This is a genomic window from Micromonospora sp. CPCC 205539, from assembly GCF_036906815.1.
Taxonomy (GTDB): domain Bacteria; phylum Actinomycetota; class Actinomycetes; order Mycobacteriales; family Micromonosporaceae; genus Micromonospora.
Window position 1 is genome coordinate 1 of sequence record NZ_JBAKHW010000056.1, and the last position, 20,779, is coordinate 20,779.

Annotated in this window: 17 protein-coding genes, 1 pseudogene and 1 riboswitch; of the genes and pseudogenes, 7 read left to right on the forward strand and 11 right to left on the reverse strand. The window is 72.4% G+C overall.

Translation table 11 applies throughout. From position 1 onward, the window contains the following. Positions 1-408 precede the first annotated feature (408 nt). The 4 genes from V6V47_RS29890 to V6V47_RS29905 form a co-directional block, all read right to left on the reverse strand. The gene (locus V6V47_RS29890) at positions 409-1,221 is read right to left on the reverse strand and encodes an ABC transporter ATP-binding protein (RefSeq protein ID WP_334631824.1); all 813 of its coding nucleotides are present in this window, start codon (positions 1,219-1,221) and stop codon (positions 409-411) included. Between the two features lie 104 nt (positions 1,222-1,325). After that, positions 1,326-2,414 carry a FecCD family ABC transporter permease gene (locus tag V6V47_RS29895; RefSeq protein ID WP_334631857.1) on the reverse strand — a complete coding sequence of 363 codons (1,089 nt, stop codon included), beginning with the start codon at positions 2,412-2,414 and terminating at the stop codon, positions 1,326-1,328. Between the two features lie 94 nt (positions 2,415-2,508). Next, complete coding sequence (locus V6V47_RS29900) at positions 2,509-3,444, reverse strand: ABC transporter substrate-binding protein (RefSeq protein WP_334631826.1); 936 nt, start codon at positions 3,442-3,444, stop codon at positions 2,509-2,511. Between the two features lie 110 nt (positions 3,445-3,554). Beyond that, positions 3,555-3,619: riboswitch (cobalamin riboswitch) on the reverse strand. 168 nt (positions 3,620-3,787) lie between these two features. Further along, positions 3,788-5,665, reverse strand: coding sequence for a M14 family metallopeptidase (locus V6V47_RS29905; RefSeq protein WP_334631827.1), 1,878 nt, complete (start codon positions 5,663-5,665; stop codon positions 3,788-3,790). A 210-nt stretch (positions 5,666-5,875) separates the two neighbouring features. Between V6V47_RS29905 and V6V47_RS29910 the strand changes: the two genes are divergently transcribed. Beyond that, on the forward strand, positions 5,876-7,231 hold the full coding sequence (locus V6V47_RS29910; protein ID WP_334631828.1) for a peptidase C39 family protein: 1,356 nt from the start codon (positions 5,876-5,878) through the stop codon (positions 7,229-7,231). 170 nt (positions 7,232-7,401) lie between these two features. Here the strand turns inward: V6V47_RS29910 and V6V47_RS29915 are convergent. The 3 genes and pseudogenes from V6V47_RS29915 to mqnE form a co-directional block, all read right to left on the reverse strand. Continuing rightward, positions 7,402-7,735 (reverse strand): annotated as a pseudogene (locus tag V6V47_RS29915) (DUF4229 domain-containing protein). Positions 7,736-7,806: 71 nt separating this feature from the next. Next, positions 7,807-8,244, reverse strand: coding sequence for a hypothetical protein (locus tag V6V47_RS29920; RefSeq protein WP_334631829.1), 438 nt, complete (start codon positions 8,242-8,244; stop codon positions 7,807-7,809). Positions 8,245-8,267: 23 nt separating this feature from the next. After that, positions 8,268-9,437 (reverse strand): aminofutalosine synthase MqnE, encoded by a 1,170-nt coding sequence (gene mqnE / locus V6V47_RS29925; protein ID WP_334631830.1) that lies wholly within the window; start codon positions 9,435-9,437, stop codon positions 8,268-8,270. Between the two features lie 224 nt (positions 9,438-9,661). Here mqnE and V6V47_RS29930 point away from each other — a divergent pair, with 224 nt between their 5' ends. From V6V47_RS29930 to V6V47_RS29945, 4 genes are all read left to right on the forward strand, one after another. Next, complete coding sequence (locus tag V6V47_RS29930) at positions 9,662-11,197, forward strand: C40 family peptidase (protein WP_334631831.1); 1,536 nt, start codon at positions 9,662-9,664, stop codon at positions 11,195-11,197. A 114-nt stretch (positions 11,198-11,311) separates the two neighbouring features. Continuing rightward, positions 11,312-12,868, forward strand: coding sequence for a hypothetical protein (locus V6V47_RS29935; protein ID WP_334631832.1), 1,557 nt, complete (start codon positions 11,312-11,314; stop codon positions 12,866-12,868). Positions 12,869-13,117: 249 nt separating this feature from the next. Then, complete coding sequence (locus V6V47_RS29940) at positions 13,118-14,953, forward strand: DEAD/DEAH box helicase (protein ID WP_442934328.1); 1,836 nt, start codon at positions 13,118-13,120, stop codon at positions 14,951-14,953. A 106-nt stretch (positions 14,954-15,059) separates the two neighbouring features. Continuing rightward, positions 15,060-15,680 carry a putative glycolipid-binding domain-containing protein gene (locus V6V47_RS29945; protein WP_334631859.1) on the forward strand — a complete coding sequence of 207 codons (621 nt, stop codon included), beginning with the start codon at positions 15,060-15,062 and terminating at the stop codon, positions 15,678-15,680. A 27-nt stretch (positions 15,681-15,707) separates the two neighbouring features. Here the strand turns inward: V6V47_RS29945 and V6V47_RS29950 are convergent, their stop codons facing one another. The 3 genes from V6V47_RS29950 to V6V47_RS29960 all read right to left on the reverse strand — a co-directional run bounded on the left by V6V47_RS29950 (position 15,708) and on the right by V6V47_RS29960 (position 18,350). Further along, complete coding sequence (locus tag V6V47_RS29950; RefSeq protein WP_334631834.1) at positions 15,708-16,799, reverse strand: PLP-dependent cysteine synthase family protein; 1,092 nt, start codon at positions 16,797-16,799, stop codon at positions 15,708-15,710. 32 nt (positions 16,800-16,831) lie between these two features. Further along, entirely contained in the window at positions 16,832-17,662 is an 831-nt protein-coding gene (locus V6V47_RS29955; RefSeq protein WP_334631835.1) for an SDR family NAD(P)-dependent oxidoreductase, read from the reverse strand. A gap of 229 nt (positions 17,663-17,891) precedes the next feature. Beyond that, positions 17,892-18,350, reverse strand: a complete 459-nt coding sequence (locus V6V47_RS29960; RefSeq protein ID WP_334631836.1) for an Lrp/AsnC family transcriptional regulator — start codon at positions 18,348-18,350, stop codon at positions 17,892-17,894. Between the two features lie 269 nt (positions 18,351-18,619). Between V6V47_RS29960 and V6V47_RS29965 the strand changes: the two genes are divergently transcribed. After that, complete coding sequence (locus tag V6V47_RS29965) at positions 18,620-18,886, forward strand: BldC family transcriptional regulator (RefSeq protein ID WP_007454516.1); 267 nt, start codon at positions 18,620-18,622, stop codon at positions 18,884-18,886. 102 nt (positions 18,887-18,988) lie between these two features. Here the strand turns inward: V6V47_RS29965 and V6V47_RS29970 are convergent, their stop codons facing one another. Continuing rightward, positions 18,989-19,618, reverse strand: a complete 630-nt coding sequence (locus V6V47_RS29970) for a UbiX family flavin prenyltransferase (RefSeq protein WP_334631839.1) — start codon at positions 19,616-19,618, stop codon at positions 18,989-18,991. Between the two features lie 150 nt (positions 19,619-19,768). Here V6V47_RS29970 and V6V47_RS29975 point away from each other — a divergent pair, with 150 nt between their 5' ends. Next, the gene (locus tag V6V47_RS29975) at positions 19,769-20,776 is read left to right on the forward strand and encodes a terpene synthase family protein (RefSeq protein WP_334631841.1); all 1,008 of its coding nucleotides are present in this window, start codon (positions 19,769-19,771) and stop codon (positions 20,774-20,776) included. Positions 20,777-20,779: the final 3 nt, after the last annotated feature.

Below are 20,779 nucleotides of genomic sequence, written 5' to 3' on the forward strand. Positions count from 1 at the left end.
CCCGCACCCCGCACCCCGCACCCCGCACCCCGCACCTGATCGTGCTCGATCCAGGATGTAGTGGCCTCCCCATGCCTTGGACCCCACTTCATCCTGGATCGTGCGTGATCTTCCCGCTCGAACTCCGGTGATCATGAGGTTAGCGAGGCGATCCGTCCGCTTTGTCGCCCGTTAACCCCATGATCAACGCGCGGGCCGCGTATGCCACACAAGCCGCGCGAGCCACGTCGGGCCGCGCGAGCCGCGCCGAGCCGCGTAGGCCACGCGAGCCACGCGAGCCACGCGAGCCACGCGAGCCACGCGGGCCGCGCGAGCTACGTCGTGCCGCGCGAGCCACGCGAGCCACCCGGGCCGCAAGCCGCGCGAGCCACGCGGGCCGCGCGGGCCGCGCGAGCGCGAACCGGAGGATCAGCGCGACGTGGGGCGGATGGGGACTACCAGGGGGCCGTTGGTGCCGGGTACGACTCGGACGCTGGCCCGGTAGTGAGTGGCCAGCAGGTGCTCGGTCAACACCTCGCTGGGCGGTCCGGCGGCGACCACCTGGCCGTCGGCGAGCAGCACCATCCGGTCGGCGTACTCGCCGGCCAGGGAGAGGTCGTGCATCGTGGCCAGTACGGTCAGCCCGTGCTCGCGGCGTAACTGGTCGACCAGTTCCAGCACCTCCTGCTGGTGGCCGATGTCCAGGGCGCTGGTCGGTTCGTCGAGCAGCAGCAGCGTCGCGCCCTGGGCGAGCGCGCGGGCGAGGAAGACCCGCTGCCGTTCGCCTCCGGAGAGGGTGGCCAACTCCCGGGGGAGGAAGCCGGCGAGGTCCAGCCGGTCGAGCACCTCGTGCACGGCGGCCACGTCCGCGGCGGACTCCCGGCCCAGCGGCGGGATGTACGGGGTGCGGCCGAGCAGCACGTAGTCCAGCACCGACATGCCGGGCGGCACCACCGGGGACTGTGCCACCGTGGCCACCACCCGGGCCCGTTCGCGGCGGCGGAGCGCGGTGCTCGGCGTACCGAAGAGGGAGATGGCGCCCGGCGCGGGCAGCAGGCCGCCGATGGCGCGCAACAGGGTCGATTTGCCGGCGCCGTTCGGGCCGATCACAGTGACCCATTCGCCGACGGCGACGGTGAGGTCGACGCCGGTGAGGATCGGCGTGCCGTCCAGGCTGACCTGCAACCCCCGCACCTCGACGGCCGGCGCACCGACGGCATCAGCCGGCCCGACAACGGACACACCGGCCGCGCCAGCGCCAGCCGGACCAGCGACAGCCCTGCCAGCGACAGCCCCGCCAGCGACAGCCCTGGAATGCGAGCCGGTGCCGCCCGGACGGTCGGCGCTCACGTGAGCACCCGCCGGGCGGTGCGCAGGACCAGTACGAAGAACGGGCCGCCGAGCAGGGCGGTGACCACTCCGATCGGGACCTCGGCGGGGGCGGCGGCGGTACGGGCCACCACGTCGGTCAGCGCCAGGAACGCGGCACCGAAGAGGAGCGACAGCGGCAGGATCACCCGGTAGCTCGACCCCGCGAGCAGCCGGACGGTGTGCGGCACGATGATGCCCACGAAGCCGATGAGGCCGGTCGCGGAGACCGCCGCGGCGGTGCCCAACGACGCGGCGGCGATCAACAGGTAGCGAGAGCGCTGCGGGTGCAGGCCGAGACTCCTGGCCTCGTCGTCGCCGACCGCGAGAACGTCCAGTTCCCGACGGTGCAGCAGGACCACCACTGTGGTCAGCGCGGCGTACGGCAGCACCAGCAGCACGTCGTGCCAGCCGGCGGTGGCGAGTCGACCCAGCAGCCAGGAGTAGACCGGCTGGATGCTGTCGGCGTGCCGTTGCAGCAGGTAGGTCTGCCCGGCGGAGAGGAACGCGGAGACCGCCACCCCGGCCAGGATCAGCATCGCCGGGGAGCGGCTGCGCCCGCCGGCACCGCCGAGCAGGTACGTCATCGTCACCGCCAGCAGCGACCCGGCGAACGCGGCCAGTGGGATGGTCACCGGCAGTCCGGTGATCGCGCCCTGCCGACCGGCGCCGCCGAGGGCGATCACCGCGGTGACCGCGAGGCCGGCGCCGGCGGCCACGCCGAGGAGGTACGGGTCGGCCAGCGGGTTGCGGAACACCCCCTGGTAGCAGCCGCCGGCCAGGGCGAGCAGGCCACCGACCAGCAGGGCCAGCACCACCCGGGGCAGCCGCAGCTCGGTGACGATGGCGATCTCGCGCTCGGTCAGCCCACTCTCCAGGTGCACCCCGGGGAACAGGTTGAGCAGCTCGATGGCGACGCTGCCGGGCGGCAGGCTGACCGGACCCAGTGACACCCCGGCGACCAGCGCGACGAGCACCGCGAACACGCCAGCGACCAGCCAGCGCTTACGCAGGCCGGCAGGCCGGGCCACGGACAGCGGCCCGGCCGGTCGGGCTCCGGGCCGCAGCCCGAGCCGCCGGGACGTGGGCGGCGTCTGGGCCGGCCGGTCGGCCGGCGCCGGTTCGGCCACCTGTCGCGCCCCGCTCACTGACGGACGACGGTCACGCGGGCACCTTGGCGACCGCGTCGATGATGACCCGGAGCAGGTCCACGACCCGCGGGCCCCAGCGGGAGGCGATGTCGTCGTCCAGCGCGACCACCTGGTTGTTCTTGACGGCGGTCAGACCGGCCCAGCCGCTGCGGGCCTTGACCGAGTCGGCGTTCTGCTGGCAGCACTTCGAATCGGCCAGGAAGACGAAGTCCGGGTTGGCCTTCACGATGACTTCCTGGGACAGCTGCGGGTAGCCGAAGTTCTTGCCGTCGGCGTCGGCCGGGTCGGCGATGTTGGACAGGCCCACCTGGCTGTAGAGCGACCCGATGAAGGTCTTGCTGGTCGCGCTGTACAGCTCCGGGCCCAGCTCGTGGAAGTAGGTGAGCTTCTTGGCGCGCTGCGGCAGGTCCTTCACCAGCTTGGCGATGTCGTCCTTCATCCGCCCGGTGACGTCGGTGGCCTCGGTGGGGTGCCCGGTCAGCGTGCCCAGCTCGGTGATCTGACGATACGAGTCGTCCAGCGTGGTCGCCGCCGGGATCAGGTACACCGGGATCTTCAGCTTGCCGAGCTGGTCGACGATCTTGTTGGTGTCGTTGGAGAGCACCACCAGGTCGGGGCTCTTGCCGGCGATCGCCTCGGCGTTGGGCTGGAAGCCGGACAGGTCGCTCTTGGGCGCGTCCGCCGGGTAGTTGGACTGGTCGTCGACCGCGCTCACCTGCTTGCCGGCACCGATGGCGAAGAGCATCTCGGTGGCGGTGGGCGAGAGCGAGACGATCTTCTCGGGGCGCTTGTCGAGGGTGAGCGTGCCGACCGTCACCGGGTAGGCCACGGCACTCGCGCTGGCGTCGGCGGCCGGCTGGTCGGCGGCCTTCTCCGCGCACGCACCGAGGGTGAGTGCGGCGACCGCGAGGGTCGCGGCGAAGAGCCGAGGGGTACGTCGGGACATGGGGCCTCCTGTCGGTCGAGGAGTGGTGCTTCGCCGACAGGGCATTTCGTGCGCCCGCCCACGAGGCGCCCTTACCTCGAGAGCGCGTATCGCGACCCATCCGCAGGCGACCTGGCTCGTCCCCGCCGCCAGGCGGGGCATCACAGTTGCGGGACAGCGCCGGTTTCGCACCGGTTTCGCTGCGGAGTGGTCGCTAAGACGGTAGCGCACCACCCGGCCACCCCCCGCTGATCTAGGGCATCTCGTCGCGAGTTGATCTCACATCACGACGATATGCCCTAGATCGACGGGCGAAGGACGGGTGGTGGGGCCCCGGCGGGGGGCTCGGCGGGGCCCCACCCGATCAGGAGGCGGTGATCGTCACGTTGTCGACCGCCGCCTCCACGAGGCTGGCGCCGGAGGCGTCGGCCGCCTCGACGAGGATGCGAATTGACTGGCCGGCGTACGGGGTGAGGTTGAGGCTGGCCACGGCCCAGGTCCCGTTGCGGTTGGCCGCCGCGCCGGCCTGGGTGAGCAGGGCCGTGGTGCCGCCGTTGTGCACCACACTGACGCGCAGGTAGTCCGCCGAGGAGGCGTTCGAGCCGTGCGCCAGGTACCAGGCCAGGGAGAGGGTCAGCGTGCCGGTGGCCGGCAGGGTCACCGCTGGCGAGCGGGCGCTGGTGACGCCGCCGTCCAGGTCGTAGTCACCGGCCGCGGAGCCGGCGAGCGGACCGGTGACCAGGTCGTTGGCGCCGGCGTACGGGGTGAGCTGCTTGGCGCCGGAAGAGGTGGTCGCCTGGGCCGCACCACGTGCCCAGGCACCGGTGGTCGCGGTGTCGGTGCCGGACGGGTTGGTGGTCCAACCGGTGGCGGTCTCGAAGGTGTCCGACCAGACCGTGGTGCCGCCACCGCCGCCGCAGTACTGCGTCTGCTTGCCGATGGCCCGGTACGGGCAGTCGGCGTACTCACTGAGCAGCAGGACGGCCTCGCGGTTGCGGCTGGTCTGCGCGGGGATGACCTCGTCGGGCGGGTAGAAGCCGCCGCCGCCGGACGAGCCGGGGTACATCTCGAAGGTGTACGCCCAGATGTTGTGCGTGGCCCACATCCAGTCGAGGCTGTCCCCGTCGGTGATGTACAGGTCGCTGGACTGCTCCGGGGTGTAGTTGTTGGTGGCCGCCATCTGCTGGCCGATGGTGGCGAAGGTGTTGTACTGGTCCGCGTTCATCCCGGTCGCGGTGTTCGCGGTGGTGTAGCCGTACGGCCAGAGCACCAGCTGCGAGTACGTGTGAAAGTCGATGTTCGCCTTGATCTGCTGGGTGCCACCGACCACCCGGCTGTTGACGAAGTTGCGCAGTGCCTGCGTCTCCGGTGCGGAGAACGCCGACGGGCCGCGGTACGTCTCCGACGAGGTGGTGCCGGACGAGCCGCCGCAGCAGCCCCAGTTGTAGCCCCAGTTGCGGTTCAGGTCGGTGCCCACGTTGGACGATCCGCTGTTGGGCTGCCGGTTCTTGCGCCAGGACCGGTACGACCCGGTGGCGATGTCGTACTCGCTGCCGTCGGGGTTGACCGTCGGCACGATCCAGATCTCCCGGCTGTTGACGATGTTCGTGATCCGGGAGTCCGAGCCGTAGCTGTCGGTGAAGAGGTTGAGCAGGTAGATCGCCATTTCGACGGTCAGGTGCTCGCGGGCGTGCTGCTGGGAGTTGAACAGGATCTCCGGCTCACCCTCGTCGGTGCCCACGTTGTCGGAGATCTTCACCGCCATCAGGTCGCGACCCTCGTACGACGTACCGATGCTGCTCTTGCGGGCGATGGCCGGGTGGTCGGCGACGACCTGGTTCACGACGGCGGTCAGCTCGGCGTAGTCGTGGTAGTTGGAGTCGGCGGGCGGGAAGGCCAGCGTTCCCACCCCGCCGGCGCCGCGCTCGGCGTTGGGTGGCGGGGCGAGCGGTTCCAGCCGGAAGCCGAGTCGGCCGATCGCGGCGGCCTCGGTGGAGGTGGCCGAGATGTGCAGCACTCCGTGCTCGGAGTAGTCGATGGCCGCTCCGGTGCGGGCCACCGCGTTGCGATCGGCGAGGGTCCGGGGCCCGAGCACCCGGTAGCCGGCGGCGGCCGGTTCGGCGGTCCGGTCCGGTGCCGGCCGGGCAGCGACCGGGCCGGCGGCGACGGTGACGATTCCCAGCCCGGTGACGACGGCGAGCACCAGGACGCGGCGGAGAGGGGTGGGCGTGCGGAGGGCCATGGACAACCTCCTCGAAGGGCGGGAGATCCCGCTCGGTGGAGGACACTTCACCATCAGTCACATGGTCATATCAATATTGATCGCTGCCTTCTCCATCCCAGGCGGATCATCGCGGCGGCAATGATTTTCCATCCGTGAACATCTGGCGAAACTTCCTTCCGCGCGGGACACTGACCAGCGACGATGCCCCCTCGACACCGCGGAGCACCCATGGCCCGAACCCGCCTGCGCGCGGCCGCCCTCGCCGGCGCCACCGCGCTCACTCTGCTCGCCGCCGCCGCACCCGCGGCGGCGGCCCAGCCGCTCACCGGCGCCCGGCCGCCCACGACCGTCCACGACGAGCAGATCACCTACCAGGACTGGTCCGGGCCGGTCGACTGGCTCCGGGGCAGCCGAGCCGGCACCCGCGTGGTGCCCGGCCTCCGATCGGGCCTCACGCTGGCCCGCCCGACCGGCACCACCGAGTACGCGGACCCGCACAGCGGCGTCACCCGCACCTGGGAGTACGGCACCTGGACCTCCCCGAAGACCCCGGTCGGGTTCGACGCCACCGAGCTGATCGCCTCCTGGAACGCGGAGACCCCCGCCGGCACCTGGATCCAGGTCGAGATGCAGGGCAGCTACACCAGCGGTGCGCAGACCCCGTGGTACGTCATGAGCCGCTGGGCGTCCGGCGACGCCGACATCAAGCGGACCAGCCTCGACGGGCAGGGCGACCCCTGGTCGACGATCTGGACCGACACCTTCAGCATCGACGACGCCGACGCCGGGGTGCTGCTGCGGTCGTACCAGCTGCGGCTGACCCTCTACCGGGCGCCGGGGCAGACCGCCGCGCCGGTGGTCCGGATGCTCGGCGCGATGAGCTCCACCGTGCCGGACCGGTTCACCGTTCCGGCCAGCGCCGGGCACATCGCGTGGGGCCGGGAGCTGCCCGTGCCGCGCTACTCGCAGAACGTGCACGCCGGGCACTACCCCGAGTACGACGGCGGCGGCGAGGCGTGGTGCTCGCCCACCTCCACCGAGATGGTGATCGAGTACTGGGGCCGTCAGCCCTCCGCGGCCGACACCGCCTGGGTCGACCCGACCTACCCCGACCCGACGGTCAACCACGCCGCGCGGATGACCTACGACTACGAGTACGACGGCGCCGGCAACTGGCCGTTCAACACGGCGTACGCGGCCACGTTCCCCGGCCTCGAGGGGCGGGCGACCCGGCTGCACTCGCTGGACGAGCTGGAGCGCTTCATCGCCGCCGGGATCCCGGTGGTGACCAGCCAGTCCTTCCTCGCCAGCGAGCTGGACGGGGCAGGCTACGGCACCTCGGGGCACCTGTTCGTGGTGGTGGGCTTCACCGCCGAGGGTGACGTGATCGTCAACGACCCCGCCTCGTCCAGCAACGACGTGGTGCGCAACGTCTACCCGAGGGAGCAGTTCGAGCAGATCTGGCTGCGGACCAAGCGGATCAACGCCAGCGGTGGCGTCTCCGGCGGCTCGGGCGGCGTCGCGTACCTGATCAAGCCACTGTGGAAGCCCTGGCCGCACGTCCCCGGCTCCACCAACTGGTGAACCGACAGCTCCGCCCCGCCAAACGCGGGTGATCGAAGCGCCCCGGGCCGTCACTGGCCCGGGGCGCTCTTGCGGCGGCCACCCCTGACCCGCCCGACGATCTTGCAGTTTCGGTCGCCGATTCACGAGAAATGCGCCCTATGTCGAGGCAGCAAGTGCAAGATCGCGCATTAGACGGGCGGGCAGGCCTCGGCGGGGCGGGGTGGGGCGGTACCGCTTCTAGGGCTGTTGCCGGGGGGACTCGGGGTCGTCTGTGGGCTGGTCGTCGCCGGCCAGGGCGGAGCGTAGGCGCTCCTTCTCGCTGCGTCGGCGGGCTGTCGCCTCGGCGACCTCGCCGGCCATCTCGTCCCGCCAGCCACGCAGCAGGAAGAAGGAGAGCGCCGCGGAGAAGACCAGCGCCAGCATCAGCTTGAGGAACACGTTCATGTCGATCAGCCAGAGGGCCGCCAGCACGGCGACGAACAGCCCGATCCGGCCCAGCGTGTACTTGACCGCCGCGCTCACCTGCACCACTCCGTTCTCCGTCACCCGCCGGTGCCGGCGGAAAGGTCGACCCGCCCGGCGGGCGGTCGGGGTCAGCCGGTCCGGCGGGCCAGCCAGCGGACGCCCGGGAACCAGACCGTCCCGTACGCCACGGTGAACGCCGCCGCCGCCAGCGACCCGGAGAGCAGCGGCGGCAACCCGGAGCCCAGGCCCGCCACCAGCAGCCCGACGAACACTCCGACGGCGGCGGCGACCAGGGCCGCCACCACCCGGGCCGCGCCGAACTCCCAGGCCTTGAAATCGTCCCAGAAGAGCCACGCCGGCAGGATCACCGCCAGCCAGCCGTTGGTGTGCCCGAAGTCGCCGGAGCCGATCGAGGCGAACGCCCAGTCGAACAACACGAGCGCCAGCGCCCCGATGACCAGGCCGGCCAGACACACCCCGAGCAGGTCACCCAGGGTACGAATGCGCCCCTCGGCGTCCCGTCGGGGAAAGCCGTCCTGCTGCTCATCGCCACGCTGCTCGGTCATCGACTGCGAGGGTACGTGAGGGCTCAGGCCCACACCTGCTGCGGCTCGGCGCGGCGCTCGGCCAGCGCCGGGGCCTTGTCGTACTCCCGGACCACGTTGTAGCGGGTGTCCCGCTCCACCGGCTGGAAGCCGGCGTCCCAGATCAGGTGCAGCAGGTCGTCGCGGTGCATCGTGTTCGGAGTGCCGTACGAGTCGGCGTCGTGGGTGATCTTGTATTCGACCACCGAGCCATCCAGGTCGTCCACGCCGAAGTTCAGGGAGAGCTGGGCCACCGAGAGGCCGTGCATCACCCAGAAGTTCTTCACGTGCGGCACGTTGTCGAAGAGCAGCCGGGAGACGGCGAAGGTCTTCAACGACTCGGCCGGGGAGGCCATCGTCGTGCGGGCCTGGATCCGGTTACGGATCTTGCCGTCCGCCGAGTCCACGAAGTCGTGCTGGTAGCGCAGCGGAATGAAGACCGCGAAACCGCCGGTCTCGTCCTGCAACTCGCGCAGCCGCAGCACGTGGTCGACGCGGTGCCGGGGCTCCTCGATGTGGCCGTACAGCATGGTCGCCGGGGTCTTCATGCCCTTGCTGTGTGCCAGGGCGTGGATGCGCGACCAGTCCTCCCAGTGGCAGGCGTGGTCGACGATGTGCTGGCGGACCTCCCAGTCGAAGATCTCCGCGCCGCCGCCGGTCAGCGACTCCAGGCCGGCGTCCATCAGTTCGTCGAGGATCTCGTCGGCGCTCAGGCCGCTGATCTTCTCGAACCACTGCACCTCGGTCGCGGTGAAGCACTTGAGCTTGACGTTCGGCAGCGCCGCCTTCAGCTCGCGGAGCACCTTCGGGTAGTAACGCCAGGGCAGCGTCGGGTGCAGGCCGTTGACGATGTGCAGCTCGGTGAGCTGCTCGTCCTCCATCTCCTTGGCCTTGCGGACCGCCTCGTCGATGCGCATCGTGTACGCGTCCTTCTCGCCCGGCTTGCGCTGGAACGAGCAGTACGCACAGGACGCCGAACAGACGTTGGTCAGGTTGAGGTGCCGGTTGACGTTGAACATCACCCGTTCGCCATTGAGCTCGGTGCGCTTGTGGTGGGCCAGCCGCCCGAGCCAGGCAAGGTCGTCGCTGTCGTAGAGGGCGACCCCGTCCTCCCGGGTCAGCCGCTCACCGGCGTACACCTTCGCTTCGAGCTCACGCTTGAGTCCGGCGTCCATGGCACGTCCCTTCCACCTACGATCCCGGTCGAGCGTACGTCGGCGCACCGACGGCCCCGGCGGCACGGTCGCTTCACCAGACTCTCAGCCTCCCGTAACCCGACGATGCATCGACATCACTGGCGGGGTGCGGTAAGACAAGGTGGGGCGGAACACACCACTGGTACCGTCCCGACGGTCGCGCCCCACCGAGCGCGACAACGGACAGCGGGACGGGGAGCGGCATGGTCGACAGCGGGCGCGGGCGACGGCAGCGACGACGGAGCCCGGTGATCTCGCCGGTGCTGCGTCCGAGGCTCTGGGCCGCCCTGCTCGGCGCGATCGCCGCCGCGGTGATGGCCGCCCCCGCGTACGCCGAGCCCGGGCTGCCCACGACGGTCCCGGACACCGGCTCGCGCCCGGCAGTGACCGGCTCGTTCCAACTCCCCGGCGGCGCGCCCGTCGGGGGCTTCCCGGGTACGCCGGTGGTCAATCCGGGCACCGGTCCGCTGGCCGCTCAGATCGCCGCCGGTGAGGCCCAGGTCGGCCTGCTCGGCGATCAGCTGCTGCTGACCCGGCAGAGACGCACCGACGCGCAGGCACAGCTCGACGCGGCCGGCAAGGTGCTGGCGACCGCACAGGACACCCTGCTCCGGGCGCAGCAGGCGGCAGACGTCGCCGCCGCCGACGCGATCAAGGCGGCGGCCGCACTGCCACCCGGTGACCTCGCCAGCGACATCCAGGGGCTGAGCCGGCTCCAGCGGATCACCCGCGGCCAGAAGGTCGAGGGCGGCACCACCGCGGTGGCCGGTGAGTTGGCCCGGGCTCGCAGCGGTGAGCAGAAGGCTTACCAGGAACACTCCGCGGCCAAGGCCGCGGTCGACGCCGCCGACATGGCGTTCAGCACCGGCGAGACGGCGCTGCGCACGGCCGAGGCCGGCCTGCTCAAGCTCCGTCGGGACAACTCCGCGCTGGTGATCCAGCTCGAGCGCCAGCAGGAGGCCGCCGAGCAGCAGCTCGGTGCCGACTACGTCGCCGGGCAGAACAGCCTCGGAATGGTCGCCCACCCGCGGGCCCAGGCCGCGGTCCGGTACGCCCTCGCCCAGCTCGGCGACCCGTACAAGTGGTCGGAGGAGGGGCCGGACCGGTTCGACTGCTCCGGTCTGATGTGGGCGGCGTACCGGTCCCCGGGTGCCGACTACTTCGACCTGCCCCGGGTCTCCCGCGACCAGTACTACGCCACCCGCAACCGCACGGTCTCGCAGTCCGCACTGCTCCCCGGCGACCTGCTCTTCTTCGCCTCCGGCAGCAGCTGGACCACGATCCACCACGTCGGCATGTACATCGGCAACGGCAAGATGGTGCAGGCGCCCACCACCGGCGACGTCGTCAAGACCTCCGTCGTCACCTGGTCCCGGCTGTACGCGGCCACCCGGGTGATCGGCGCCGTGCCGGCCCCGCCCGTGTCGACGCCGCCGCCTCCGCCCTCGACGCCGCCCGCGACGCCGTCCCCCAGCGCGACGCCGAAGCCGACGCCCACCGGAAAGCCGACCACCCCGCCACCGCCGCTTCCGACCGGCACGGCCACGCCTACCAAGTCGCCGACCCCCTCGCCGAGCCAGTCGCCCAGCGCGAGCCAGACGCCGTCGAGTTCGTCCACGCCGTCCAGCAGCGCACCGTCCAGCTCGGCTCCGGCCGGCACGCCGGAGTCCAGCCGGAGCGGGGCGGCCAGCGGCAGCCCGACGACGAGCGCGAAGGGCAGCCCGAGCACCGGGAGCTGAGTCGCCACCATCCGCTCCGGCTGTGCGCTCGGGGCGATCTGTGGCACCGTGACATACAGACACATCCGGTCCGACGTCGCGGCTCCGGGTGCGAACGTGGCACGGAGGGCGGAGATGGCCGAGCAGAGTGATCCGGCGGGGACTGTCGACCCCGGCGCCGTCGACCAGGCCGATCCGACGGGACCGGGCACCGCTGAACCGGCGCTCAGCACCGGACCAGTCAGCACCGCCAGCGCCGACGCTCCCGATGGCACCAGCGCGACCGCCGACGCTCCCGACGGCATCAGTGCGACCGCCGCCGCCGCTCCGGCTGACGCCGCCGCCGCTCCGGCTGACGCCGACGCCGCCGCCCCGGTACGCGCGCGGGCCACTGTCGCGACCGCCGCCGCCCTGCCCGGTGACCTGCCGGCCAACGCTTCGGCCACCGCGACCACCTACCGTGCGACCGGATCAAGCAGCCCGGCGAACGCGCTGCTGCCCACTCAACGGGACGGCTCGACCGCCCCGGCCCGGGCCAGTGCCACGGTGCCCGGCAGCAGCCGGATAGCGGCCGGCACGCCGGACACTCCGGCCCCCTGGGCGAGCGCGCCCGTCATCTACCGATCCGGTCCGTTGAGCCCCGAGCCGGCCACGCCACCGCCGACCCCGGAGCCGGCCCCCACGCCGCCGACCCCCGAGCCGGCACAGCCACCCACGCCGCCGACCCCCGAGCCGGCGCAGCCACCCACCCCGGAGCCGGCACCGGCTCCCACGCCGCCCGGGCCCGGGCCGATTCCACCGTCGCCGCCCGAGCCGGAGCCCGCGCCGAGCCCGGGGCCGTACCCTCCCGGCCCGGTACCGACGCCGCCGCCGGGTCCCCGGCCCACGCCACCGCCCGGCCCGTTGCCGCCCGTCCCGGGTCCACCCACGCCGCCGCCGTCGCCGGTGCCGCCCTTCCCGGGTCCGGCGACGCCACCCGTGCCCGGTCCGCCGGCGCCGCCGCCCGGCCCACCCGTGCCCGCACCCCCGTCGCCGCCCGGTCCGATGCCCGCGCCGCCCTTCCCGCCGCCGCCGGCGATGCCGGGTACGGCGCCGGGCGTGCGGGCCACCGCATCGGTCTCCGCGCCCTCGGCCAATCAACCGTCCGCTCGCATTCCGGCGCAGCCCGCCCCGGGCGGCGGATGGGCCGAGCCGCCCGTCTCCGCCCCGCCGGTGGTGCCGGCGCCGGCGCTGCCCAGTTGGCCGCCGTCCACCACGCCAGGCGTACGGCCGGCGGGTGGGAGCGCCGACGGCGGATCCCGGCCGAGCACGCCGTCGGCCGACTCGCCCGGCGGAACTCCGACTTCCGCCACTCCCGGGGTCACCCAGATGGCCAGCCCCGCCGGGCGGAGCGCGGCCGGCACCCAGAGCGGGCGGTACGACAGCGGGCCCGACCTCGCCGGCACGGTCTACGGCAGCGGAGAGGGGCCGGGCTTCACCACGATCGCGCTGCCCGCCAGTTCGGTGGAGAATTCCGGCTCGCTGACCGGGCATATCCTGGCTCAGGGCTGGGCGGACACACCGACCGAGCGGTCCGCCGGTACGGCTCGGGTGGTGATCGTCCTGGCTGCCGCGCTGGGGCTGCTGGTGGCGATCAGTCTGCTGGTCGTTCTGGTCGCCAACGACGCGCTGGATGGTCTGACGGGCGGCTGAGCCGGCAGACCCGCAGCGATGGTGAGTCCGCCCACTACCGTCCGGCAACCGGCTGGCGGCTTCGCCAGACCGCCGTACACTGGTCGAGATCACTGACCCGGCGCGCGTGGTGCGCGCCCCTGGGCGATCTTGCGGGCGATCCGGCGGCACAGCCGCGGCAGGCCATCGCGAAGATGCGCCCCGCTTGAAAGGCATTTGTTGACCACCTCTGCTGACCACAGCATCGTTCCGTCCGCTTTCGACCCCACGCTGGAGGCGGCCGACACCGCTCCCGAGGCGACCGACGCCGCCCCGACGGAGACCGTCGACCCGATCACCTTCGCCGCGCTCGGCCTGCCCGAGCCCCTGGTCCGCGCGCTGGCGCGGCAGGGCATCACCGCCCCGTTCGAGATCCAGCGGGCCACCGTGCCGGACGCGCTCGCCGGCCGGGACGTCCTCGGCCGCGGGCAGACCGGCTCGGGCAAGACGCTCGCCTTCGGCCTGCCACTGCTGGCCCGTGTCGCCGCCGGCCAGCCGGCTCGACCGCTACGACCGCGCGCCCTCGTCCTGGTCCCGACCCGGGAGTTGGCCATGCAGGTCAACGACGCCCTGCTGCCGCTGGGCAAGGCGCTCAACATCTTCCTGAAGACCGCCGTCGGCGGGGTCCCCTATGACCGTCAGATCGACGCGCTGCGCCGCGGCGTGGAGATCATCGTGGCCACCCCGGGTCGGCTCGGCGACCTGATCGAGCGGGGCATCTGCCAGCTCGACGACGTCGAGGTGACGGTGCTCGACGAGGCCGACCAGATGGCCGACATGGGCTTCCTGCCCGAGGTGACCCAACTGCTGGCGAAGACGCCCGCGAACGGTCAGCGGCTGCTCTTCTCGGCCACCCTGGACGGTGACGTCGACGCGTTGGTCCGGCGCTTCATGACCGACCCGGTGACGCACTCCACCGCCCCGTCGACCGCTTCGGTGTCCACCATGGATCACCACATGCTGTTGATCCCGCCGCACGAGAAGTTCCCGGTGGCCGCCTCGATCGCCGCCCGCGACGGCCGGACCATGGTCTTCGCCCGCACCCAGCTAGGTGTGGACCGGTTGGTCGAGCAGCTCGCCGCCGTCGGCGTCCGGGCCGGTGGCCTGCACGGTGGCAAGACGCAGCGGATGCGTACCAAGACCCTGGCCGAGTTCCGTGAGGGCCGGATGAACGTCCTGGTCGCCACGGACGTGGCTGCCCGCGGCATCCACGTCGACGGGGTCACCCTGGTGCTGCACGTCGACCCGCCGAAGGACCCCAAGGACTACCTGCACCGCGCTGGGCGTACCGCCCGGGCCGGCGAGTCGGGTGCGGTCGCCACCCTGGTGCTGCCCAAGCAGCGCCGCACCACCCTGGCGATGCTGGAGAAGGCGGGCGTCGCGCCGGCGGAGGCCCGGGTCCGGCTCGGCGACCCGATGCTGGCCGAGCTGATCGGTGCCCGCGAGCCCAGTGGCGTTCCGGTGCGCCTGGAGCCGGAACCCCGTGGCTTCGGCGACCGGTCCGGCGGCTCCCGCCGGTTCGACGACCGGTCCGGCGGGCCGCGTCGGTTCGGCGACCGGCCGAGCGGTGACCGTCGCTTCGGCGACCGTCCCCAGGGCGAGCGTCGCTACGGTGACCGGCCGCAGGGCGAGCGTCGCTTCGGCGACCGGCCGCAGGGCGACCGCCAGTACAGCGACCGTCCCCAGGGCGAGCGCCGTTACGGTGACCGGCCGCAGGGCGAGCGTCGCTTCGGCGACCGGCCCCAGGGCGAGCGCCAGTACGGCGACCGGCCGCAGGGCGAGCGTCGCTACGGCGACCGGCCGCAGGGCGAGCGTCGCTACGGTGACCGCCCCCAGGGCGACCGTCAGTACGGCGACCGCCCCCAGGGCGACCGTCAGTACAGCGACCGCCCCCAGGGTGACCGCCAGTACGGCGATCGGCCGCAGGGCGAGCGCCGCTTCGCGGACCGAGACGCTCGGGGTGGTTACCGCCCCGAGAGCCGTGGTCGGGACGACCGGCCTCGTGACGACCGGCCGCGCGACGACCGGCGTGGCTTCGGCGGGCGACCGCCGGCGCGTACCCACTGATCCACTGATCCATCGAACGGCGCCGCGGAGCGCACGCTCCGCGGCGGCGTTCGCGCATGCGCTGCCAATGTCGGTTCGGTCGCGTAACGTCCGGCTCATGCCGACCATGCCGAAGTCGTTCTTCTGGTCCCGGACGGACACCGCCGGCAGCGAGCAGGTCCTGCTCAGCGATGGCAACGGATTGACGGCCCGGGGCACGCTGCTCGCCGTGGACCCGATCCCCTGGACGGCCCGCTACCAGCTGACGACCGCACCGGACTGGGCCACGACCCGGCTGGAGGTCGAGGTCGAGGGGCCCGGCTGGCTGCGCAACGTCCGGCTGGAGCGCTCTGCGGACCGGTGGCGAGTGACCACCGCCGAGCAGGGCGACCTGGACGCGGCGCTGGTCGCGGCCGGGCATCCTCGAGCGGGTCTGCCCGGCACCGACGACCCGGCCCGGTTGGCCGACGCGCTCGACGTCGACCTGAGCGGGTCGCCGCTCTTCAATACCCTTCCGGTACGCCGACTCGGGCTGGCCGCCAAGCCGGCCGACCAGCCGCACCGGATCACCGTGGCGTGGGTGCTGCTGCCCAGCCTGGAGGTGGTGCCGGCCGAGCAGATCTACAGCGGGCTCGGGCCTGGGCGGGTGCGGTTCGCCAACGGCACCTTCACCGCCGAGATCGACGTGGACGCCGACGGCTACGTGGTGCGCTATCCCGGGCTGGCCGAGCGGATCGACCCACGCTGACCCGCCAATCCGGCCCGGCCGTGGGGCTCAGGCCGGCCAGGCTCCGCTGCTCAGGAAGCGGTCGATGGTGCTCAGGTGCGGTGCGAGGTCGAGGCCTTGGGCGGCCACCCAGTCGTCGGCGTAGTACGTGTCCGCGTACCGGTCGCCGGCATCGCAGATCAGGGTGACCACCGAGCCGGTCCGGCCCTCGGCGAGCATCCCGGCGATCAGTCCGAAGGCGCCCCACAGGTTGGTGCCGGTGGAGCCGCCCACTCGTCGGCCGAGCAGAGCCGAGCCGGCGCGCATGGCGGCCAGCGACGCCGCGTCCGGCACCTGAACCATCCGATCCACCACCGCGGGCAGGAAGGACGCCTCCACGGTGGGCCGACCGATCCCTTCGATCCGGGAGCCCTTTCCGGTCCGCACCGACCAGTCGGCTGCCAGCCAGGCCGGGTAGAACGCGGAGTTCTCCGGGTCCACCACGCAGAGTTTGGTGGGCAGCCGGCGGTATCGGGCGTACCGGCCGATGGTCGCGCTGGTGCCCCCGGTGCCAGCACCCACCACGACCCAGGCCGGGATCGGGTGCCGCTCCAACTCCATCTGCGCGTAGATCGACTCCGCGATGTTGTTGTTGCCTCGCCAGTCGGTGGCCCGCTCGGCGTACGTGAACTGGTCCATGAAGTGCCCGCCGGAATCCTCGGCCAGCCAGCGGGCCTCGACCACCACCTTCGCCGGGTCGTCCACCAGGTGGCAGCGGCCGCCGTGAAACTCGATCTGCGCGATCTTCTCGGGCGAGGTGGAGGCGGGCATCACCGCGATGAACGGCACGCCGAGCATCCGGGCGAAGTACGCCTCGGACACCGCGGTGGAGCCGGAGGACGCCTCGACGATCGTCGTACGCGGCCCGATCCAGCCGTTGCAGAGCCCGTAGAGGAACAGGGACCGGGCCAGCCGATGCTTCAGCGAGCCGGTCGGGTGCACCGACTCGTCCTTGAGGTAGAGGTCGATTCCCCAGAACCGGGGCAGCGGGAACGGCAGCAGGTGGGTGTCGGCCGAGCGGTTCGCGTCCGCCTCGACGGTGGCGATCGCCTCGGTCACCCAGGTCCGGCTGGCCTCGTCACACCGGTCGAGATGAGTCACGCTCGGAAACGTAGCAAGCGGGCCGGGGGCGGTCAGCCCCGGCCGGGTGGCGCGGCCCGGCGGCGCTGCCGGAGCTGGCCGGCCCGGCCGACGGCCTGGACGAGCGGGGTCAGCCCGATGGCCAGCCGGGGCAGGGTGTCCAGCAGCCGGACCTGGACGCCTCGCCAGCGTGGCAGGCTCACCACCGGGCGTGGGTGACGCGCGAGCCGGACCGCCCGGGCCGCCACCCGCTCCGGGGTCAGCATCGACCCCGTGAACGAGGCCAGCGCTCCGGGGTCGTCCAGTCGGTCGTGCAGCATCGGGGTCCAGATGCCGTCCGGGCAGAGGCAGGAGACGTGCACCCGCCGGTATCCGGCCATCCGCAGGTCGGACAGGGTGCCGAGGCTGAACGCCAGCAGGGCGTGCTTGCTGGCCGCGTACACCGTCTCGCCGGGCGCGGCGATCAGCCCGGCGAGCGAGACGATGTTCAGCACGTGGCCGTACCCCTGGCCGCGCATCACCGACAGCGCGGCGAGCGTGCCGTTCATCGCGCCGAGCGCGTTCACGTCGAGCACCCGGCGACGGGTCGGCCCGTCGTGCTCCCAGGCGGGCCCGGTGACCAGGATGCCGGCGTTGTTGACCCAGAGGCCGAGGCCGCCCCGACGCGCGGCGGTCGCGGCGATCTCGACGCAGGCCTCCTCGTCGCGGACGTCCAGCGGGGCCGACCAGCCACCGAACGGCACGGCGGCGGCCGCCACCGCGGCCGCGTCGAGGTCGGTGAGCAGGACTGACCAGCCGTCGGCGTGCAGCGCAGCGGCGACCGCGCGCCCCAGGCCGCGGGCGGCCCCGGTCACCACGGCCGATCCACGCCCGGGCGGGGTCATCGGCGCACGGTACCGCCGGCCGGCGGGCCGGCACCAGGGCCGGCCGGCCAGAACAGCGGGGGTACGGACGCCGAGGGACCGCGCCCGGCATGGTCACCGCCGGACCCTTTGCTCTGCTTCAACGGACGCAACACCCAGGGGCTCAAACCGTTGCGCCGGTGTAAGCAGAGCAAAGGGCCCGAGTCGAACAGGCGGGTGGAGCGCCGGAAGCCTGTCGTGCCGTGTCTGGTCAGGTGGTCGCCGGGCCGACGGCCTGCGGGCGGTTCTCCCACTTGGTGGAGAGGGCGATGGCGGTCCGGGTCGAGGCGACGCCGGGCGTCCGGTTCAGCCGTACGATCAACTGCTCCAGCTCGGCGATCGTGCCGACCCGTGCCTTGAGCAGGAACGACTCCACGCCGGCCATGAAGTAGCAGGATTCGATCTCGGGCAGCACGCGGAGCGACTCCAGCATGTCGTCGGTGTCCGCGCCCGAGTCCTCGACGATGCCGATCAGCGCGGTGACGCCCAGCCCGATCGCCTCCGGCTCCACCTCCGCCCGGTAGCCGCGAACCACCCCGCTGCTCTCCAGCTTGCCGACCCGCTCGTGTACGGCGGGGGCGGAGAGGCCGACCTGCCGGGCCAACTCGGCGTACGAGAGGCGTGCGTTGCCGCGCAGCAGATCGACGAGGTTCAGGTCGATGGCGTCCACGGAGAGTGACCTTAACGGGTCAGGCGTAACGACTTGGCCTCGGCATCCGTTGCATACAACAGTGAGTAACTGTTCACCGACAGACAGTCAAGGTAGGGGTTGCGCCAGTAGCATTTACTAACCTCCCACTCAGTGCGTTTTTCGCGTTTGGCGGACAGGCCAGGTCCCTGGTGCTGTAATTGCCATACGTCCCTCATGACGGCTCTGGGCTCGCACCAGCCGGGGGCAGTGTGTTCAGCCAGGGGCTTCGTCGACGCGAGGAGGGGGCTGTGGACACTGGAGATCGCCTGCTGACACCGGGTGAGGTCGCTGCGCTGTTTCGGGTAGACCCGAAGACTGTGACGAGATGGGCGGCGGCCGGCCGGATAGGAAGCATCCGGACTCCAGGCGGGCATCGCCGGTTTCGGGAATCCGAGGTGCGAGCCCTGCTTGAGGGGGAGGGCATGCTGGACGAGGTGGACGAGGTCGGAAAGCCACGCAACGTGGGCCCGGCCGCTTCCACTGGGCCGGGTCCGGCCAACGCCGGCATGTACTGAACTGGTGCGGACATTCCTACGCGGACCGGACATCATCGTCCGGTCCGCGTTCCGCTTGACACCACCTGCCGGCCGACGGAATCGGGCGAGCCGTGCCGCGGCTCAGCTCCGGGCCGCGCCGAGCTGGCCGGACCATCGTCGGAACAGGGTGTGCGGGACGCCGAGCGCGTCCAGCACCTTGCCGGCCACGAAGTCGACCAACTGCTGGGCGCTGGCCGCCGCGCCGGCACCGTAGAAGCCAGGGCTGGCCGGCAGCACCACCGCACCGGCGTCGTGCAGTGCGATCAGGTGCTCCAGGTGGCTACGGGTCACCGGTGTCTCCCGGGGCACCACCACCACCGGCCGGCGCTCCTTCAGGTTGACCTCGGCGGCGCGCTGCAACAGATCCTTGGAGAGCCCGATCGCGATGCCCGCGCAGGCCGCCGTGCTGGCCGGGACCACCGCCATCCCGCGTACGCGGTAGGAGCCGCTGCTCGGCCCGGCCGCCAGGTCGCCCGCCGGCCAGTGCCGCACATCCGCCCCGGTCAGGTCCCGTCCGAGCCAGACGGCGAGGTCCTCGGCCCAGTGCGCGTCCCGGAACGACCGACCCGTCTCGTCGAGCACGGTGAGCCGCGCCGCTCGGGACACGATGAGGTCCACGGATTCGCCCGCGTCGAGCAGCCCGCCGACGACGGCCGCCGCGTACGGCGTGCCGGAGGCCCCGGAGACGCCGACCACCCATGGTTCGCGCATGCCTCCAGCCTGCCTGGTCGGGCTCGTCTGCCGGTGGGCACCCCCAGGTCGGGCCGGTCCCAGGTGACCGGCGGGTAGGTTTTTGTCTCGCCGACCTGACATGCTGCCGACGGCGATTCGCATCGGGAGCAGATCGCACAGGAGGCATCGGTGACGACCGGAGAGGTCCTCTGGGCACTGCGCGCCGAGTGTCCGATCCCGGCTCGGCTCTCGCCGCACGCCGACCGGGCTCAGCAGTGGCTACTCGGCCTGCTGCCCGAGTTGGGCCTGCCGCTGGACGACGACGCGCTGCACCGGCTGGCCCGGAGCGGCTTCGCCCGGTACGCCGGACGGCTCTACCCGGACGCGACCGAGGCCGACCTGCGGGTGTTGACCGCCCTGTTCACCTGGTTCTTCCTGGTCGACGACGCCTGCGACGGGCCGGACCGGCTCGCCCCGGAGCAGATCCGCGCGCTGCGTTCCGGCACGCTGGCGCTACTGCACGACGGCCCCCGGTCACAGCACAGCGGGTTGACCGGTCCGCTGCGGCGTCTGCTGGTGCTGGCCTGGCGGGAACCACGTCACCGGATGCCCGCCCGGTGGCGGCTGCGCTTCACCGACGCGGTGGGCCGACACCTCGACGGCACCTGGCGGGAAGCGGTCAACAAGGAGGCCGGCCGCCGACCCGGCGTCGCCGAGTACGTCGAGCTGCGCCGCGCCACCTCGGCGGCGGAGGTGTCGTACCCACTGATGGAGTTCGTGAGCGGTCGACCGCTGCCGGAGACGGTCTACCACCACCCGCTGCTGCGTCAGATCGCCCGTACCGGCAACGACCTGCTGTCCTGGTACAACGACCTGGCCTCGCTGGAGCGGGACCGGGCCACGGCGGGCGGGCACAACCTGGTGCTGGCCATGCAGACCGAGTGGGGGGTGCCGCCCGAGGTGGCGGTCGACCGGATGGCCGAGCGCTGGCGGGAGTCGATGCGGCTCTTCGTCGCGTTACGGGCCGCCGTACCGTCGTTCGGCCCGGCGCTGGACGAGGCGGTCACCGACCACCTCGACGGGGTGGCCGACGCGGTGCGCGGCACCATCGAGTGGACGCTGGAGAGCGGCCGCTACCCCACCGGCGAAGAAGGGCCCCTGGTTGCCGCCGCCTGCGGCGGAAGGGGCCCTTCCTGACGT

Excerpts from the sequence above, each read along its gene's own strand:
- V6V47_RS29955 (WP_334631835.1), bottom strand. The coding sequence starts at position 17,662 with ATGACCCCGCCCGGGCGTGGATCGGCCGTGGTGACCGGGGCCGCCCGC.
- V6V47_RS29905 (WP_334631827.1), bottom strand. The coding sequence starts at position 5,665 with ATGGCCCTCCGCACGCCCACCCCTCTCCGCCGCGTCCTGGTGCTCGCC.
- V6V47_RS29920 (WP_334631829.1), bottom strand. The coding sequence starts at position 8,244 with ATGACCGAGCAGCGTGGCGATGAGCAGCAGGACGGCTTTCCCCGACGG.
- V6V47_RS29935 (WP_334631832.1), top strand. The coding sequence starts at position 11,312 with ATGGCCGAGCAGAGTGATCCGGCGGGGACTGTCGACCCCGGCGCCGTC.
- V6V47_RS29910 (WP_334631828.1), top strand. The coding sequence starts at position 5,876 with ATGGCCCGAACCCGCCTGCGCGCGGCCGCCCTCGCCGGCGCCACCGCG.
- mqnE (WP_334631830.1), bottom strand. The coding sequence starts at position 9,437 with ATGGACGCCGGACTCAAGCGTGAGCTCGAAGCGAAGGTGTACGCCGGT.
- V6V47_RS29970 (WP_334631839.1), bottom strand. The coding sequence starts at position 19,618 with ATGCGCGAACCATGGGTGGTCGGCGTCTCCGGGGCCTCCGGCACGCCG.
- V6V47_RS29945 (WP_334631859.1), top strand. The coding sequence starts at position 15,060 with ATGCCGAAGTCGTTCTTCTGGTCCCGGACGGACACCGCCGGCAGCGAG.
- V6V47_RS29900 (WP_334631826.1), bottom strand. The coding sequence starts at position 3,444 with ATGTCCCGACGTACCCCTCGGCTCTTCGCCGCGACCCTCGCGGTCGCC.
- V6V47_RS29930 (WP_334631831.1), top strand. The coding sequence starts at position 9,662 with ATGGTCGACAGCGGGCGCGGGCGACGGCAGCGACGACGGAGCCCGGTG.